The sequence below is a fragment of the Halogeometricum pallidum JCM 14848 genome (assembly GCF_000337095.1).
GTDB lineage: Archaea > Halobacteriota > Halobacteria > Halobacteriales > Haloferacaceae > Halogeometricum > Halogeometricum pallidum.
In genome coordinates this window covers 47,862-62,493 of sequence record NZ_AOIV01000023.1, presented here as the reverse complement: position 1 = coordinate 62,493, position 14,632 = coordinate 47,862, and the positions used below count along the sequence as shown (strand labels likewise).

The window sequence follows — 14,632 nt, the reverse complement described above, 5'->3', positions numbered from 1 at the left end:
GGCGAGGCCGGATCAGTCGCTCGTCGCCGAGGTCGTCGGATTCGGCTTCTCGTCGGCCCCGCGGCGGTTCCGGAACGCGAGGAGGGCGAACAGGACGCCGCCGGCGGCGCGCATCCCCACGTCGAGGACCAGCGGTTCGCCGAGGTTCGTCAGGACGCCGAGCACTCCGAGCACGTCGGTCACGGCGTTCAGAAGCAGCATCGGAGCCATGAGCAGCAGCGCCGCGACGGCGAACAGGGCGCGTTCGCCGGCGTCGACGGTGCGGTAGAGGAAGCCGATGACGGTCACGCCGAGACCGACGACGCCGAGGAACACCCCGGCGACGGGGATGACCACCTCGGGGAGGAAGTACGCCACGTCGGCCACGTCGGCGAACGTGATGACGCGGGCGGACTCGCCGCTCCCGCGGAGGAGCAGGATGCCGGGGGTGAGCGCGAACGCGAACGGCACGATGGCCTTGTTGAGCGACAGCGAGAACGCCTGCACCCCCGTCTGGAACGGATCGGACTTCGCTATCCCGGAGGCGGCGTAGGCGGCGACGGCCACCGGGGGCGTGATGTCGGCGATGACGCCGAAGTAGAGGATGAACAGGTGCGCCGCGAGCAGGGGGATGTCGGAGGACTGCGCGATGGCCGGCCCCAGAAGCGAGACGAGGATGATGTACGTCACCGTCGTCGGCATCCCCATCCCGAGGATGATGGAGGCGATGGCGGTGAACACGAGCAGCAGGACGAGCGACCCGCCCGCCGTCGTCCGGATGAGCGACGTCAAGTTCGGCCCGAGACCCGTCGCGCTGACGACGCCGGGGATGATGCCCGCGGCGGCGACGGCGACGACGACTTCCGTCGCGGTGCGCGCACCGGAGTCCATCGACTTGCCGACGAACACGCTGTAGCGGAAGGCGTTCAGGCGGGCCAGCGCGGGTCGACCGACCGACCGCGCGACTCGCTCGCCGGTCTCGTCGACGGCGGCGTCTAAGTCGAGAAGCGGCGCGTCGATGCGACGGCGCGCGAGAAGGAACGCGAGGCTGACGACGACGACGATGGTCCCGAGGTCTCCGCCCACGGCGAACACCGCCTCGACGGGAGCCATCGCCTCTCCCGCCCCGCCGGTCACCGCCGCGAGGACGCCGACGCCGGTGAGAAGGTAGGCGGCGAACTGCGCGGTCGCAAGCGCGACGACGGCGCCGACTAGCGGCACCCGCGTCCGGCGGTTGTACGCCGCGACGAACGCGACGAGCGCCATGATGGCGACGAGCGTGAACCACGCCGACCGCGCCACGGTGAGGCGTTCGATCAGCAGGTAGAACAGCAGCAGGCCGATGGGAAGGAGGTAGAACCACCCGATGCGGAGGTGCGCCCCGAGGTCGACGACTTCGCTCCGGTCGAGGCCGCCGATGTCCGTGCGGACGGCTTCGAGGTGGACCATCACCCAGACGCCGAAGAAGAACACGATGGCGGGGATGGTGGCGGCGATGATGATGTCGGAGAACGGGACGCCGATGAACTCTATCATCAGGAACGCCGCCGCGCCCATGACCGGCGGGAGAATCTGTCCGCCCGAGGAGGCGGAGGACTCCACCGCGCCCGCGAACTCCGGGCGGTAGCCCGATTTCTTCATCAGCGGGATGGTGAACGCCCCCGTCGTGACCGTGTTGGCGATGGAGGACCCGGATATCATTCCCATGAACCCGGAGGCGAGGATGGATGCCTTGGCCGGTCCGCCGCGGCGCGTCCCGGTGGCCGCGTACGCGAGGTCGATGAACCACTGGCCGGCGCCGGACATCTCCAAGAACGCGCCGAACAGGATGAAGATGTAGATGAACTGCACGGACACGGTGACGGGGATGCCGAAGACGCCGTTCTCGGTGTTGTACCAGAGGTTCTGGACGATGTTCGCCCACGACCCCTCAGTGATGGAGAGGACGCCGATGACCGGCGTGTCGGGGGAGATGAAGTAGCCGTACCGCGCGTAGACGATGAACGAGGCGACGATGAGCATGAGGTAGAGGCCGAGCGCGCGCCGCGTCGCCTCGAGCACGAGCAGGACGCCCACGGCGCCGAGGAAGAACGGGTAGGAGACGTCCGCGAGCGGAATTCCGACGGCGCTCACCGCCTCGGCGAGGACGCCTGCGGGACCGAGGTACTCCGCGACGGACCGGCCCGCGGCCAATCCGAGCACGCGGAGTTGCTGAATCTCCGACCACTCGGTCACCATGTACTGCGCCGTGGCGATCGAGAGGACGACGCAGACGAGGTCGGCAGGCGTCACCCGGTTCCGGTCGCCGTCGACGACCGCCCACCGGACGCCGCCCCGCACCGCCGTCGCTCCCCTCGTCACCGGACTGTCGGAACCGAATCGAGAGCGCACCGCGGGGACGACGCGGCCGAGACGCCGGGAGACGGCACCGGTACCGTCGGCGGGCGGGAAGAGGACGAACGCGAGGACGAGGGCGAACGCGACGTGGATGGCGTTTATCTGGAGCAGTTGAAGCTGTCCGACCCCGACTTCGCCGACGACGGGCAGGTCCACCTCGAAGGTGAACCCGCGGGCGGCGAGCCACATCTGGTACAGCGAGAACGCGATGCCGACGGCGGAGACGAAGACGGCCGCGTAGCCCGACAGGGAGCGCCGCCGCTCTATCTCCTGTAACAGCTCTTCGGCATCGGCGTCGCTCAGCGTGTCCGCCTCGCCTTCGGGCCCGGCGGGGTCGCCGCCCGGCGGTTCATCCCCGACCGGCCGGTCGTCCGCCGTTCGACCCGGGTCGTCTCGGCCGGGGTCGTCCCGGCCGCCGTCTGCGAGGGGCCGCGCGTTCGTCTCGGGGTCGTCCCCCGCGCCGTCACCACTTCGGCGGTCGTCTGTATCGGATGTCATAGCTTACTATCTGCGACCGAGAGGGCGTGCGAGAGCGCCGAGCGGCGTTCGACCGCTAACCGAACCGACCGAGCGTCGGAGAGGGCGACGAGGTCGTACGTCTCCCCGCCGACGCGGAGTTCGTGGCCCGCGATGCGCCCGGGTTTCACGTACAGTTCCTCGTAGGTGCCCTCGGGGTCGAAGACGAACGTCCCGTTCTCGACGGTCACGTTCGCCCGCGCCGGGAGGCCTGCCCCGTACGACTCGAACTCCATCCGCGTCATCGTCAGATTCGTCCCGTCGACGGCGTAGCCGTCCAGGACGCGGGTCTTCTCCACGCTGTGGGTGTATTCGAGGGCGACGGGCGTGCCCTCGGAGACGGGGACGGTCAGGAGCGTCTCGCCGGTTTCGGCGTCCTCGACCACCAGCACGCGGTCGTCCGGCGTCGCCGCTCCCGCCCCGGCGACGAGGAGGACGACGAGAGCGAACACCACCAGCGAGCGTGCGGTTCGTCTCGATATCACGGCCGACCGCTACCCGAAGTAGGCTTTCGCGCCCGGGTGGAGGTCGATGGACATCCCGTCCTGGGCGGACTCCTTCGTGATGAAGTCGGTCTTGATGGTGAGTTGATCCGTGTTATCGAAGATGGCGCCCGCGACACTCTCGACCGTTCCGTCCGCCACCTGCGTCGTCGTCGCTATCATCGCCTGCACCGACACCGTCGGGACGGCGGAGTCGAGGCCGTACGTCCCGGAGGGAATCTCGTCGTCGGCGTAGAACGGCGCGGCGTCCTTGACCGCCTGCCTGTTGTCGCCCTCGACGGGGACGACGACCACGTCCTCGGTCGCCGCCAGTTCCTCGATGGCGCCGACGGGCCACCCGCCGACGACGAACGCCGCGTCGATGTCGCCGTTCTTCAACTGGTCGGACGCCGTGGAGAACCCGGTGTTCTGCTCCTCGTAGTCGGAGACGCCGAGCGCTTCGAGAATCTGCGTCGCGTTCACCTGCGTCCCCGACCCGAGGTCGCCGGTGTTGATGGTCTTTCCTGAGAGGTCCGAGGGGGACTGGATGCCCGTCCCGGCGAGCGTAACGATGTGGATTGTCTCCGGGTAGAGTGTCGCCACACCGCGAAGGCTCTTGACGGCGTTGCCCTGGAAGGCGTCGATGCCTTCCCCGTTGAACGCGAAGTAGGCGATGTCGTTCTGGATAAGCGCGAAGTCCGCCTCGCCGCGGGCGAGACTGCCGACGTTCTCCACCGACGCCCCCGTCGACTGCACCTGAAGGGTGAAGTCGGTGTTGTCCTCGACGACGGTCTTGAACTCGTTCGACAGCGGGAAGTACGTCCCGCCGGTCCCGCCGGCGTGCCACGAGAGGCGTCCGCTGCCGCCGGACCCGCCGCCCGACGACTCCGTCTCGGTCCCCGTTCCCGTCCCCGTCTCCGTCTCCTCGCCGCCCGAGGTCGTCGTCGTCTCGCCCTCGTTCCCGTTGCTGGAACAGCCCGCGATACCGACTATGCCCGCCGCGCCGGTCGCTGCGATGAACTCACGGCGTCGCATGTTACCTGCCATATCTCCGTACTTACCTTCGCCACGTATATACACATTGTTATCAATTCCCGGATTATCTGCAAATACGGAATTTAGCTCAACGATCTTACACGAACGGGGCGGCGGCGGCCGTCCCCGCCGGTGGGCGTAAGGCTTTCAGCGGAGGTTCCGAACGCGGCGGTATGACTCACGTCGCCGCGACGGACTACCACGATATCGTGCAGGTGGAGGACCCGCGGGTGTCGCCCGACGGGACGCGCGTCGCCTTCGTCCGCAAGGTACCGAGAGACGGGGAATCCTACGAACAGACCGTCTACGTCGTCCCGACCGACGGGAGCGAGGACCCCCGCCGTCTCACTATCGCCGAGGGCGACGACTCTCAACCCCGGTGGAGTCCCGACGGCGACCGACTTGCGTTCGTCTCAACGCGCGGCGCCGAGGACGACCGGCCGCAACTGTGGGTGCTCCCCCTCGGCGGCGGCGAGGCCGAGCGAATCACGGACGTGCCCGGCGGCGTCTCCGGTATCGAGTGGCTGTCTCTTATACACATCTCTGAGCGNGAGGACGGCATCGACGTCGGCCTCGACGGCGAGGAGTACGAACGCGAGACGCCCGACCCGCGCGTCGTCGACCGACTCGTCTACCGACAGCACGAACGCTACCGCGACGGCACCGTCGCGCACATCTACGTCGCCGACGTCGAGGGCGAAGGCGGGGACGCCGCCTCCTCCGACCGCGTCGAACGCCTCACCGACGGCGAACTCGACCACGTCTCGCCCGCGTGGCGCGACGACGAAACGCTGTATCTCGGCGTGAAATATCCCCAGGGCGAGGTCGAACCCGACGACAGCGTCGTCATCGACATCCAATCCGTCGACCTCGACTCCGACGACCGCGACCTCTCCGACGTGACGCGCACGACGTGTTGGGGGTTGGTGATGGACGTAGCCTCCGACGGCCGCGTCGCCTACGGTCACACGCCCGAGGAGCGCCTGTCGATGCGGAGTTCCGACATCCGCGTCTACGACCCCGAGACGGACGAGACGACGACGCCGACGGAGAACCTCGACCGCACCGTCGACCTCTCGGGGTTCGAGTGGGGACCGAGCGAGGAGTTCGTCTACTTTCTCACCCCGGACGAGGGTCACTACGTCTCGCGCCGGGTCAGGGGCGACGCCGCCGAGGAACCCGAACTCCTCGCCGACGAGGGCCACGCGACGGGTCTCTCCGTCGACGGCGACGCCGGGGACCCGGTCGTCGCCTACGCCAAGAGCGAGTGGGACCACCGCGGCGACGTGTTCTCCTTCCGCGACGGCGAGGAGACGCGCCTGACCGAGGTGAACGCCGACTACCTCGCCGGCGTCGACGTTGGCGAACCCGAGGAACTGTGGTTCGAGTCCGACAGTAGGGAGGTGCAGGGGTGGGTGCTGACGCCGCCGGAGTTCGACGACGAGTCGCGAGACGAGGACGAGACCTACCCGCTCGTCGCGGAGATTCACGGCGGGCCGCACGCGATGTGGACCGCCTCGGGGTCGATGTGGCACGAGTACCAACTGCTGGCCGCCCGCGGGTACGTCGTCTTCTGGTCGAACCCCCGCGGGTCCACCGGCTACGGCGAAGCGTTCACCACGGCCATCGAGTCCGACTGGGGCGACGTGACGATGACGGACGTGATGAACGGCGTCGAAGCGGTGTGCGAACGCGACTACGTCGACGAGTCGAACGCGTTCGTCACCGGCGGATCGTTCGGCGGGTTCATGACCGGGTGGATAGCCGGTCACACCGACTTCTTCGCGGGCGCCGTCGCCCAACGCGGCGTGTTCGACCTCTCGTCGTTCTACGGGTCGACGGACGCGTTCAAACTTATCGAGGGCGACTTCGATTCAGCCCCGTGGGAGGACCCCGAGTTCCTCTGGGAGCAATCGCCCGTCGCCTACGCCGACGAGGTGACGACGCCGACGCTCGTGATGCACGCGGACAACGACTTCCGAGTTCCCGTCAACAACGGCGAGATGTTCTACCTGTTCATGAAGAAGAACGGCGTCGAGACTCGCCTCGTCAGGTATCCGCGCGAGGGACACGAACTCTCTCGCTCGGGCGAACCCGCCCACGTCGTCGACAGACTCGAACGCACCGTCCGCTGGTTCGACGGCTACTCCGAGCACCACGACGCGCCGAAAGCGCTCGAGCGCGGCGACGACGGCCTCTCGGCCGCCGCGGACGACGAGAACGAAACGGAAGGCGGAGACGAGAACGAAGACGACCGGTAGGCGCGTCTCCGGAGGAGTACGTGCCGCACCCTCTCGCTCCGAGGGGTCGTTTCCGCTCCGCTTCTCGCCGCCCTCTCGGACCGCAGTCTATCGGTTTCGAGCGGAAGCGAAGGGGTTGATCGGCGCGTTCGTCCCCCGATCCATCGTCAACCCCGTGACTACGTTTCCCACGGGTGCCGTCGAGTGGTCCGTTTCGTCTCGTTCAATTCGAAGAAAAACCGGGAGACTGCGGTGGGGTTCCATCCGAAGCGAGGGGGTTACTCGGGCGACGAGGGGTCGGAGGCGAGTCGGCGGCAACGGGGTCGCCATACTCAACACAACAGTGATAGGCGCGCACGAAACTGATGGTAGAGTGAAACGACGAATGCGCGCCCGCCTCGGACTCCTCCTCGGAGTCGCCACGCTCGGATACGCGGTGTGGCTTCGACGGTTCCTGCGCCGGCACGGCGAGGACGTCGAATCGCTCTCGCCTCTCGGACTCGCCGCAGGGGCGGTGACGGCGGCGATACACCGCGCCCTGTACGACCGCGACGCCGGCCGCATCCGGACGAGTCGCCGCCGCGGCCTCCTGTTCGGCCTCTGTCGCATCGGGTGGCACCTCCTGCTTCGGCGTGCGTCCCCTGACCCGGACGCGTTCAGGCACCACTACGGTCTCGGCAAAGCCGTCGGCACCGTGCTCTACCGCGTCCGGTTCGGTCTCCTCCGCGAACTGCCGGGCGACGACGAGTAGGGCGCTTCTCCCGGATTCGCCGAAGCGGACTCAGAACGCGCCGCGGAACTCTCTGTCAGTCAATCGCCGCGGGTCGGTCGGGTGCGCGCCGAGCGTCGACTCCCGGTCCATCACCCGCTTGTAGGCGTCGTACACGCGGACCGTCTCGCCGCCCACCGTCGCCCCGTCGGTGCCGCGGACGCCGTCGAAGACGCGCCAGTCCGTCTCCTTCGCGTGCTCGAACCACGAGACGAGTCGCACGTCCTCGGCGACGACGTAGTCGTAGAAGTCGGCTATCCACGCCGCCTTTCGCTCGGGGTCGTTGCCGCCCCCGACCTCGCTGGAGCAGGCGACTTCGGTGATGGCGAGGGGCGCGTCGGTGACGCTCCGGACCTGCTCGAACGCCTTGGCGTATATCTCCGGGGGCGAGAACCACCCGGCCCACTCCCACCAGTTGTAGCCGTTGACGGCCGCCCAGTCGACGGCGTCGTCGCCGGGGTAGTAGCGCGGAATCGGGATGCCGCCGCGGCCGCCGGCGTTCGGCCCCCAGACCCACTGCACGTCCGAGGCGTCGAGTCCCGTCGACATCACGCGGCCGCGCACCCGGCGGAACATCTCGACGTAGTCCTCGGGCGTCGACCCGCCGGCGGGCGCGCCCCACTTCACCCAGTCGCCGTTCATCTCGGGGGCGAACTCGACGAAGAGGCGTCGGTTCGGGCGACCGAACCCGCGGCGGACCCAGTCGGTCAGGGCGTCGCCCCACGCGTCCACCCGGCCGTCGTGGTCGCCCGCGGCCACGTCGGCCGAGACGGTGGTCGGTGTCGCCGCCTCCGACCCGAACGTCGGTTCGAGTACGAGCATCGGCACGTGCCCCCGTTCCCACAGGGCTTCGAGCACCGACATCGTCCACGCTATCTCCTCGTCGGACTGCCCGAGGGCGGCGTACTGCGTGACGACGGCGTGTCGCTTCCCGGTCCAGCGCTCGAAGCGGTCGAGCGTCTCGACGGTCGGCCGGTCGACCGAGACGCCGGCGAGAAAGTCGCCCGTCCGCGTCGCTCCCGTCTCCGAGGCGGTCCGCGTCAGTCCCGCGACGCCGACAGCGGCGCCCGCCGACGCGCCGACCAACCCGAGAAACTGCCGTCGGTCCATACGCGCCCTCCGTCCGGACCCGTCATTAGTAGCACACCGCTACCCCGGCACCTCCGCCGCTAAACCGGCCGTTACACCGTCCGAGGACGATTAAACGACCGATTTCGCCGCGACCGCTTCGCGGTCACTGACTGATAACAATATATCTAAAATTCGATATTAGTTGCATGGTGGAGAGAACACACGCGCCGGTCTCTCGAAGCCGCCGCGCCGACCCGGAGTGCCCCGACTGCGGCGAGGGCCGGGTTCGGCGGGTCGGCGCGTTCGAGCACGTGCGGTGCGGGTTCGTCGACGTCGTCGCCGCCTTCGGCGCCGACGGTCCGGCCGTCGTCTGTCCGAAGTGCGACGCGACGCTCGCGCCGGCGGACGAGGACCTGCGGTGCGTCGGCTTTCTGTACGACTGCTCGTCCTGCGACCACCGGTTCGACGCGCCGGTCTCGTTCGCCTCGCGCGTGCCGCGGGCGGCGGAGTCCGACTGATGGCGGAGGCGGCGTCGTCGGACCGGGCGGCCCGATGGGCCGGTCGCGCCCCGGTGCAGTTGCTGTTCCTCCTCGTCGCCGTCCTCGCCGGGATGCTGCTGTTTCCGGCCCCGCTCGTCCTCGCACCGCTCGGCTTCGCGCTCGTCCTCTCGACCCTGCTCTTCGCCGCCGAGCGGTGGCCGCAGCGGTTCGACCGGCTCTTCGCCGCCCGCCTCCCGGTACCCGTCTGGGTCGCCGCCGCCGCGTTCCTCGCTCTCGCGTTCGCGGGCGCACTCTCGTTCGTCGAACGGCTCACGGTCGCAGCGGCCGAGTTCGCCCTCCTCACGTCGCTGTGCCTCCCGTGGTTGATCGCTCTGGCATTCGGCGGGGACATCCGTCGGGCGGCGTCGACGCGTCTTCGGGTCCCGACGTGGCCACTCACCATGCTGTCGCTGCTCGGCCTCACCGCGGGCGCCGTCTTCGGCTGGCGCCTCCCCTCGGCGTTCGAGTCGGCCGTCTTCGCGGGCTTTCTCGTCGTCTCCTGTCTCGTCGCGGTGGTCGTTCCGCTGACGTTCGCGCAGGTCCGCAGTCGCCCCGAACCGGACGAGACGTTCGGCGGCGACGCGCCGTTCGTGAGCGTGCTCGTCCCCGCGTACAACGAGTCCGGTTACGTCGGCGCCTGCATCGAGTCGATACTCGCCTCCGACTACCCCGCCGACAGGATGGAGGTGCTCGTCGTCGACGACGGGAGCACCGACGGCACGTACGCGGAGGCGGCCGCCTACCGTGACCGCGACGACCGAGTATCCGTGTACCACCGCGCGAACGGCGGCAAGCACGCCGCGCTGAACTTCGCGCTCTCGTGCGGCCGCGGCGAGTTCGTCGTCACCGTCGACGCCGACAGCGTCCTCGACCCCGGGGCGCTCCGGACGGCAGTGGCGAAACTCGACGCGGACCCCGAACTGGGCGCCGTCGCGGGGACCGTCGTCATCGACAACCCCGAGGGCGTCGTCGGCGGCGTGCAGGCGTTGGAGTACGTCCTCGGCATCAACACGCTCCGACGCGCGTTCTCCCACCTCGGGTCGGTGATGGTCGTCCCCGGCTGTCTCGGTGCGTTCCGCCGCGAGGCGCTGGTCGGCGTCGGCGGCTACGACCCCGACACCGTGACCGAGGACTTCGACCTGACGCTCACACTCCTGAAAGCCGGTTGGCGGGTGGAACTGTCCGAGGGCGTCGTCTACACGGAGGCGCCGTTCTCCTTCGCGGACCTCCTCCACCAGCGGCTCCGCTGGACCCGCGGAAACGTCCAGACGCTCCGCAAGCATCGCGACGTGCTCTGGACGCCTGCGTACGGCTCTCTCCACCGGTTTACGTTCCCCCTGTGGGCGTGCTCGCTGCTGTTCGTCCCGCTGGCGGGGATGTTGGTCACGGCGACGTTAATCGGCGCGGCGCTCCACGGCACTCTCCTCTCCGTCGCTCTCGCCACCGGCTACTTCGTCGTGGTCCTCTCGCTCGTCGCGGCGACGGCGCTCGACGTGTCCGGGGGCGACTGGCGACTGCTCGCGTACGTCCCGTTCCACGTCGTCGGCTACCGGCAGTTCCTCGATTTCGTGGTGTTTCGGACGCTCGTCGGGTTCCTCCGCGGGTCGAGCGAGCGCTGGGAGTCGGTCGCGCGGGCGCGTCAGGAGCCATCGTCGAACGCGCCCTCCGCCGGCACCCCCGCCGACGACTGAGCGGGGGGCCGCGGCGAGACGAGAGAGGAAGAGAGACTACTTCGTGCGGAACGCCCGGTCGCCGGCGTCGCCGAGTCCGGGGACGATGTAGCCGTCGTCGTCGAGGTGGTCGTCGATGGAGACGGTCAGCAGGTCCGCCTCGGGGAACTGGCCGTCGACGCGGAGGAGGCCGTCCGGTGCGGATACCGCCGAGAGCACGAACAGGTCCGTGGGGTCGGCCTCGGTGCTCTCCAGGACGTGGTCGAGGACGGCGCACATCGTGCTGCCCGTCGCCAGCATCGGGTCGGCCACGATGACGGTGTCCTTCTCGGTTATCTCGGGCAGTTTCACGTAGTCGACGGTGATGGGGAACTCCCCCTCCTCGTCCATCCCGGCGTCCTCGTCGCGGCCGGCGCTGATGACGCCCTGCTTGGCACGCGGGAACGCCTTCAACAGTCCCTCCACGAACGGCGTCGCCGCGCGGAGGACGTTGATGATGACCACGTCGTCGAGTCCCTTCACGCGTTCGCCCGTCGTCTCCGTCAGCGGTGTCTGCACCGTCACGTACTCCGTCTCCATCACGCCGTCTATTATCTCGTAGCCGCAGATGCGCCCGAGTTTCACGAGCCCTTTGCGGAACGCCACCTGCTCGGTCTCCACGTCGCGGAGTCGCAGCAGCGTGTCCTTCGCCAGCGCGTGCGTGATGAGGTACGCGTCGTCTCGGTCTTCGATGGGCATGTTGTTCGAAACGCGGACCCCCCAGCGACATAAATTCCGATGAATCCCCCGCAGACGCGCTCGTGCGGGTGGTTCACGCGAGGCAGTGCGGGTCGCGGGCGCGTCGTCGCCGCGTCATCGCGTAACGAGATACGTCACAGCCATCACGACGAGCGCCAACGACGCGACGTTCACGAACGTCAGCGCCAGCATCCCGAGGAAGTCCAGCCCCCAGACGACCCCTGCGGCGAACACCGAGGAGAGGACGAGATTCATGACGAACAGCACGCGCGGGTCGCCGCGCGAGGCGGTGTCCGTTCCCATGCGGGACAGTTCCGGCTCGCGCGCTTATAGTTCCGCCCGGTGCTTTCTCCTGCGCCCCGTATACGACCGATCGTCCATCGAAGTAGTGAGAATAGTCTAGAGATAACGATATCTACCGAATAGAACCGCGGAAGGAAAGCAAATTCTCGAATAGGAACCTATCTGTCAAAGTACTTTTGTACGCTGCCCGCATGGTACCGGATATGACCGAACACGGTGGACGGACGCCCGTCGCATCGCACACCGAGTACGCGCGCAGTCGGGTACGGTGTTTCGACTGCGGCGAGTACGTCTCGACGCGGAAGGCGCGCGGCGGGAAGATTCGCTGTGCGAACTGTCTGAAGGCGGACGTGACCGCGTAATCGATGGACTCGAAGAGACGGGCGCCCGAGGAGCCCGACGACGCGCCCGACGTCGAGTTGGAGTGTCTGTACGACGACCGGACGAATCCGTCCGAACTGACCATCTTCTCGCCCGGAGAGCGAACGCTGGCGACCCAGTGGATAACCGTCGACCGTTCCGTCGCTCGGTCGCTCGACAGCGTCCGATAGCGAATCCGGTCCGTTCGTCCGGACCCGACCGACCCGTTCCGACTCGTTCGCCGCCGACCCGAGTCGGCAGGTATACGCGGCCGTTCCCACCAGCTAGCGTATGCGTCAGGTGACGGTCTCCCGGTTCGTCCCGCGGTCGAAACCGACGGTGCTCCGACGACTCGCGCCCGAGGCGATGGTGCGGTACGAGGGTAGCTTCGACGTCCGAGGGGTCCGCGAGGAGGATCCGGAGACGGTCGTAGTCGTCGGCGCGCGCGGCGTCGAGTTCGCCCTCCGCTTCGAGTCCATCGAGGACGGCCTCCGCTACGAACAGGACGGCGAGGCCGGACCGTTCGAGGCGATGGAGACGGTCGTCTCCGTCGAACCGGCCGACGGCGGCGCCTCCGTCACCGCCCGTTCGTCGGTCGCGCTCGGACTGCCCCTTCCGGCGGTGACCGACCGCCTCGCGGCGTGGAAGCGCCGCGGCGAACTCGAACGCGCCCTCGACGCCCTCGCCGCGGACGCGTAGCGCGAATCCGGATTCACTCCTCGGGCGTCGGTTCCGCTAACGTCGTCCGCGCGCCGGGTTCCTCGGGGAAGGCGTTCTCGAAGGCGTCCCACTCCGCGGAGAACTCCTCGTCGGTGAGCAGACAGTCGTCCAACGCGGCGGTCAGCGCCCCCTCGTCCATTTCGCGGCCGATGAACACCAATCCCGTGCGCCGGTCGCCCCACTCCTCGTCCCACTCGAACCCGAGGTCCGAGCGGTTCCGCCGGTAGGCGTCCTGCTCGAACTCGGGGAGGCTCGCCACCCACCGGCCCGTCGCCTCGGCGTACGCCGAGGGCCCGGCCCGACTGTAGGTGAGGTGGGCGTCCTCGCGCCCCGCGACCCACATCGACCCCTTCGCGCGGAGGACCGACTCGGGGAGGTCCGAGAGGAGGGCCGCCGCTCGCTCCGGGTGGAACGGCCGCCGACGCCGGTAGGCGAACGAGTCGACGCCGTACGCCTCCTCGGGGTGGGCGTGTTCGTGGCTGTTGTCGTGGCTGTGGCTGTGCTCGTGGTCGCGATGGTCGCCGTGCGCCGCCGATGCAGACTCCGACTCCGACTCCGCCTCATCAAGCGTCCGCCGCCACCCGGCGCGTTCGGCGGCCGTCCCCGGGTCGAACAGGCGGATGTCGAACAGTCGGTCGACCGACACCGCGGCGTACTCCGCGGGGATGACTTCGGCGTCGGGTCGCAGGGCGCGAACGACCGACTTCACGCGCGCGAGTTCGGCCTCGCTCACCAAATCGCGTTTGTTCAGGACGACGAGGTCGGCGAACTCCACCTGCTCGACCAGGAGGTCCGAGAGGGGGCGACGCTCGCCGTCGCCGCCCGTCTCGACGGTCCTCGTCGGTTCGCCGTCGCCGTCGAACGTGTCCGCGAACTGCCGAGCGTCGACGACGGCGACGACGGCGTCCACCTCGTACCGGGCGGCCGCGGGCGACCCGCCGGTGAACAGGCGCGCGACGGGCGCGGGTTCGCTGATTCCAGAGGGTTCGACGACGAGGTGGTCGAACGAGCGCTCGCGGGCGAGGCGGACCACGGCGGTTTCGAGGTCGTCGCGGAGTTCACAGCAGATACAGCCGTTCGACAACTCGGCGACGGTGCCGTCGGCGACGGACAGTTCGGACTCCTCGCTGACGAGTTCGGCGTCGACGTTCAACTCGCCCATGTCGTTGACGAGGACGGCCACCTTCCGGTCGCCGGCGTTCCGCAGGATGCGGTTCAGGAGCGTCGTCTTGCCGGCGCCGAGGCTCCCCGTCAGGATGGTGACCGGTATCGCGTTGGCCGCGCCCAGACTCATGTCCGAGAGTGGTCCGGCACGGTATTTCAACCTGCGGTGCCCGCTCGCGTGTTCTCTTCTCGCCGCCGTCGAATCCGACGCCGACGTCGGGTCGAACGGCCCGCCCGGTGCGGGCAATCCTTCCGAGACGCTCCCGGTGCGTCACGGGCTGAACCGGCGGAATCCCCGTCGACGCCCGCGAACGACATCCTTTTCCGCGCCGGCCGGGGTACGTGAACGCATGACGCTCGCGGACCGCATCGGCGACTATCGCGAGGCCCTCGAAGAGTGGCTTCGCGGCTTCTACCACGGACTCGTCTCGCACCCGGCGTACGAGAAGATAGAGCAGGAGGCCGAAGACCAAGAAGACACGTTCATGCTGGCGTGCTTTCCGGAGGCGTTCGGCATCCCGAGTCCCGTCTCCTACTACACCGCCGAACTCCTGCCGTACCTCGAAGACGAGTTCGAGGCGTGGGAGCGGCGGATGTGGGACCGCGGGTCGCTGCTCGAACGGAAGGGCCACCAGTACCACTTCTGACG

General features: G+C 68.6%; 15 protein-coding genes. 8 read left to right on the top strand and 7 right to left on the bottom strand.

The window, feature by feature from the left end; translation table 11 throughout:
- Positions 1-12: 12 nt before the first annotated feature.
- Genes C474_RS09645 through C474_RS09635 form a run of 3 tightly spaced genes read right to left on the bottom strand, consistent with a single transcriptional unit; the run spans position 13 to position 4,421 of the window.
- A complete protein-coding gene (locus C474_RS09645) occupies positions 13-2,874 on the bottom strand; it encodes a TRAP transporter permease (protein ID WP_008386273.1) in 2,862 nt (953 codons plus the stop codon).
- Positions 2,871-3,347, bottom strand: coding sequence for a DUF1850 domain-containing protein (locus C474_RS09640; RefSeq protein WP_008386271.1), 477 nt, complete (start codon positions 3,345-3,347; stop codon positions 2,871-2,873). The genes C474_RS09645 and C474_RS09640 overlap by 4 nt, the downstream gene beginning before the upstream one ends.
- Positions 3,348-3,386: 39 nt before the next feature.
- On the bottom strand, positions 3,387-4,421 hold the full coding sequence (locus tag C474_RS09635; RefSeq protein ID WP_049916891.1) for a TAXI family TRAP transporter solute-binding subunit: 1,035 nt from the start codon (positions 4,419-4,421) through the stop codon (positions 3,387-3,389).
- Positions 4,422-4,582: 161 nt separating this feature from the next.
- On the opposite strand from C474_RS09635, the gene C474_RS09630 reads away from it, so the two are divergent.
- Positions 4,583-6,670, top strand: coding sequence for a S9 family peptidase (locus C474_RS09630; protein ID WP_008386267.1), 2,088 nt, complete (start codon positions 4,583-4,585; stop codon positions 6,668-6,670).
- Positions 6,671-7,022: 352 nt separating this feature from the next.
- Complete coding sequence (locus C474_RS09625) at positions 7,023-7,400, top strand: hypothetical protein (RefSeq protein WP_152421642.1); 378 nt, start codon at positions 7,023-7,025, stop codon at positions 7,398-7,400.
- Between the two features lie 30 nt (positions 7,401-7,430).
- Here the strand turns inward: C474_RS09625 and C474_RS09620 are convergent, their stop codons facing one another.
- Positions 7,431-8,528: a glycoside hydrolase family 26 protein gene (locus C474_RS09620; protein WP_008386263.1), complete on the bottom strand. Its 1,098-nt coding sequence runs from the start codon at positions 8,526-8,528 to the stop codon at positions 7,431-7,433.
- A gap of 167 nt (positions 8,529-8,695) precedes the next feature.
- On the opposite strand from C474_RS09620, the gene C474_RS09615 reads away from it, so the two are divergent.
- Positions 8,696-9,007 carry a TackOD1 domain-containing metal-binding protein gene (locus C474_RS09615; protein ID WP_008386261.1) on the top strand — a complete coding sequence of 104 codons (312 nt, stop codon included), beginning with the start codon at positions 8,696-8,698 and terminating at the stop codon, positions 9,005-9,007.
- Complete coding sequence (locus tag C474_RS09610) at positions 9,007-10,719, top strand: glycosyltransferase (RefSeq protein WP_008386260.1); 1,713 nt, start codon at positions 9,007-9,009, stop codon at positions 10,717-10,719. Before C474_RS09615 ends, C474_RS09610 begins: the two co-directional genes overlap by 1 nt.
- A 36-nt stretch (positions 10,720-10,755) precedes the next feature.
- On the opposite strand, the gene upp is transcribed toward C474_RS09610, so the two are convergent.
- Positions 10,756-11,436: a uracil phosphoribosyltransferase gene (upp, locus tag C474_RS09605; protein ID WP_008386259.1), complete on the bottom strand. Its 681-nt coding sequence runs from the start codon at positions 11,434-11,436 to the stop codon at positions 10,756-10,758.
- Positions 11,437-11,550: 114 nt separating this feature from the next.
- The gene (locus C474_RS09600) at positions 11,551-11,739 is read right to left on the bottom strand and encodes a hypothetical protein (protein ID WP_008386258.1); all 189 of its coding nucleotides are present in this window, start codon (positions 11,737-11,739) and stop codon (positions 11,551-11,553) included.
- 203 nt (positions 11,740-11,942) lie between these two features.
- Here C474_RS09600 and C474_RS22350 point away from each other — a divergent pair, with 203 nt between their 5' ends.
- The 3 genes from C474_RS22350 to C474_RS09590 all read left to right on the top strand — a co-directional run bounded on the left by C474_RS22350 (position 11,943) and on the right by C474_RS09590 (position 12,798).
- Positions 11,943-12,101 carry a hypothetical protein gene (locus C474_RS22350; protein WP_160166830.1) on the top strand — a complete coding sequence of 53 codons (159 nt, stop codon included), beginning with the start codon at positions 11,943-11,945 and terminating at the stop codon, positions 12,099-12,101.
- A gap of 3 nt (positions 12,102-12,104) precedes the next feature.
- Positions 12,105-12,290 (top strand): hypothetical protein, encoded by a 186-nt coding sequence (locus C474_RS09595; RefSeq protein ID WP_008386257.1) that lies wholly within the window; start codon positions 12,105-12,107, stop codon positions 12,288-12,290.
- A gap of 100 nt (positions 12,291-12,390) precedes the next feature.
- Positions 12,391-12,798 (top strand): SRPBCC family protein, encoded by a 408-nt coding sequence (locus tag C474_RS09590; protein ID WP_008386256.1) that lies wholly within the window; start codon positions 12,391-12,393, stop codon positions 12,796-12,798.
- Between the two features lie 13 nt (positions 12,799-12,811).
- Here C474_RS09590 and C474_RS09585 read toward each other — a convergent pair whose 3' ends face one another.
- On the bottom strand, positions 12,812-14,107 hold the full coding sequence (locus C474_RS09585) for a GTP-binding protein (RefSeq protein ID WP_394295419.1): 1,296 nt from the start codon (positions 14,105-14,107) through the stop codon (positions 12,812-12,814).
- Positions 14,108-14,333: 226 nt separating this feature from the next.
- On the opposite strand from C474_RS09585, the gene C474_RS09580 reads away from it, so the two are divergent.
- A complete protein-coding gene (locus C474_RS09580; RefSeq protein ID WP_008386254.1) occupies positions 14,334-14,630 on the top strand; it encodes a hypothetical protein in 297 nt (98 codons plus the stop codon).
- The last annotated feature ends 2 nt before the right edge of the window (positions 14,631-14,632 follow it).

What these genes read in the sequence shown, in the direction of transcription:
- C474_RS09600 (WP_008386258.1), bottom strand. Translation starts at nt 11,739, where the DNA reads ATGGGAACGGACACCGCCTCGCGCGGCGACCCGCGCGTGCTGTTCGTC.
- upp (WP_008386259.1), bottom strand. Translation starts at nt 11,436, where the DNA reads ATGCCCATCGAAGACCGAGACGACGCGTACCTCATCACGCACGCGCTG.
- C474_RS09615 (WP_008386261.1), top strand. Translation starts at nt 8,696, where the DNA reads ATGGTGGAGAGAACACACGCGCCGGTCTCTCGAAGCCGCCGCGCCGAC.
- C474_RS09590 (WP_008386256.1), top strand. Translation starts at nt 12,391, where the DNA reads ATGCGTCAGGTGACGGTCTCCCGGTTCGTCCCGCGGTCGAAACCGACG.
- C474_RS09610 (WP_008386260.1), top strand. Translation starts at nt 9,007, where the DNA reads ATGGCGGAGGCGGCGTCGTCGGACCGGGCGGCCCGATGGGCCGGTCGC.
- C474_RS22350 (WP_160166830.1), top strand. Translation starts at nt 11,943, where the DNA reads ATGACCGAACACGGTGGACGGACGCCCGTCGCATCGCACACCGAGTAC.
- C474_RS09595 (WP_008386257.1), top strand. Translation starts at nt 12,105, where the DNA reads ATGGACTCGAAGAGACGGGCGCCCGAGGAGCCCGACGACGCGCCCGAC.
- C474_RS09635 (WP_049916891.1), bottom strand. Translation starts at nt 4,421, where the DNA reads ATGGCAGGTAACATGCGACGCCGTGAGTTCATCGCAGCGACCGGCGCG.
- C474_RS09620 (WP_008386263.1), bottom strand. Translation starts at nt 8,528, where the DNA reads ATGGACCGACGGCAGTTTCTCGGGTTGGTCGGCGCGTCGGCGGGCGCC.
- C474_RS09580 (WP_008386254.1), top strand. Translation starts at nt 14,334, where the DNA reads ATGACGCTCGCGGACCGCATCGGCGACTATCGCGAGGCCCTCGAAGAG.
- C474_RS09645 (WP_008386273.1), bottom strand. Translation starts at nt 2,874, where the DNA reads ATGACATCCGATACAGACGACCGCCGAAGTGGTGACGGCGCGGGGGAC.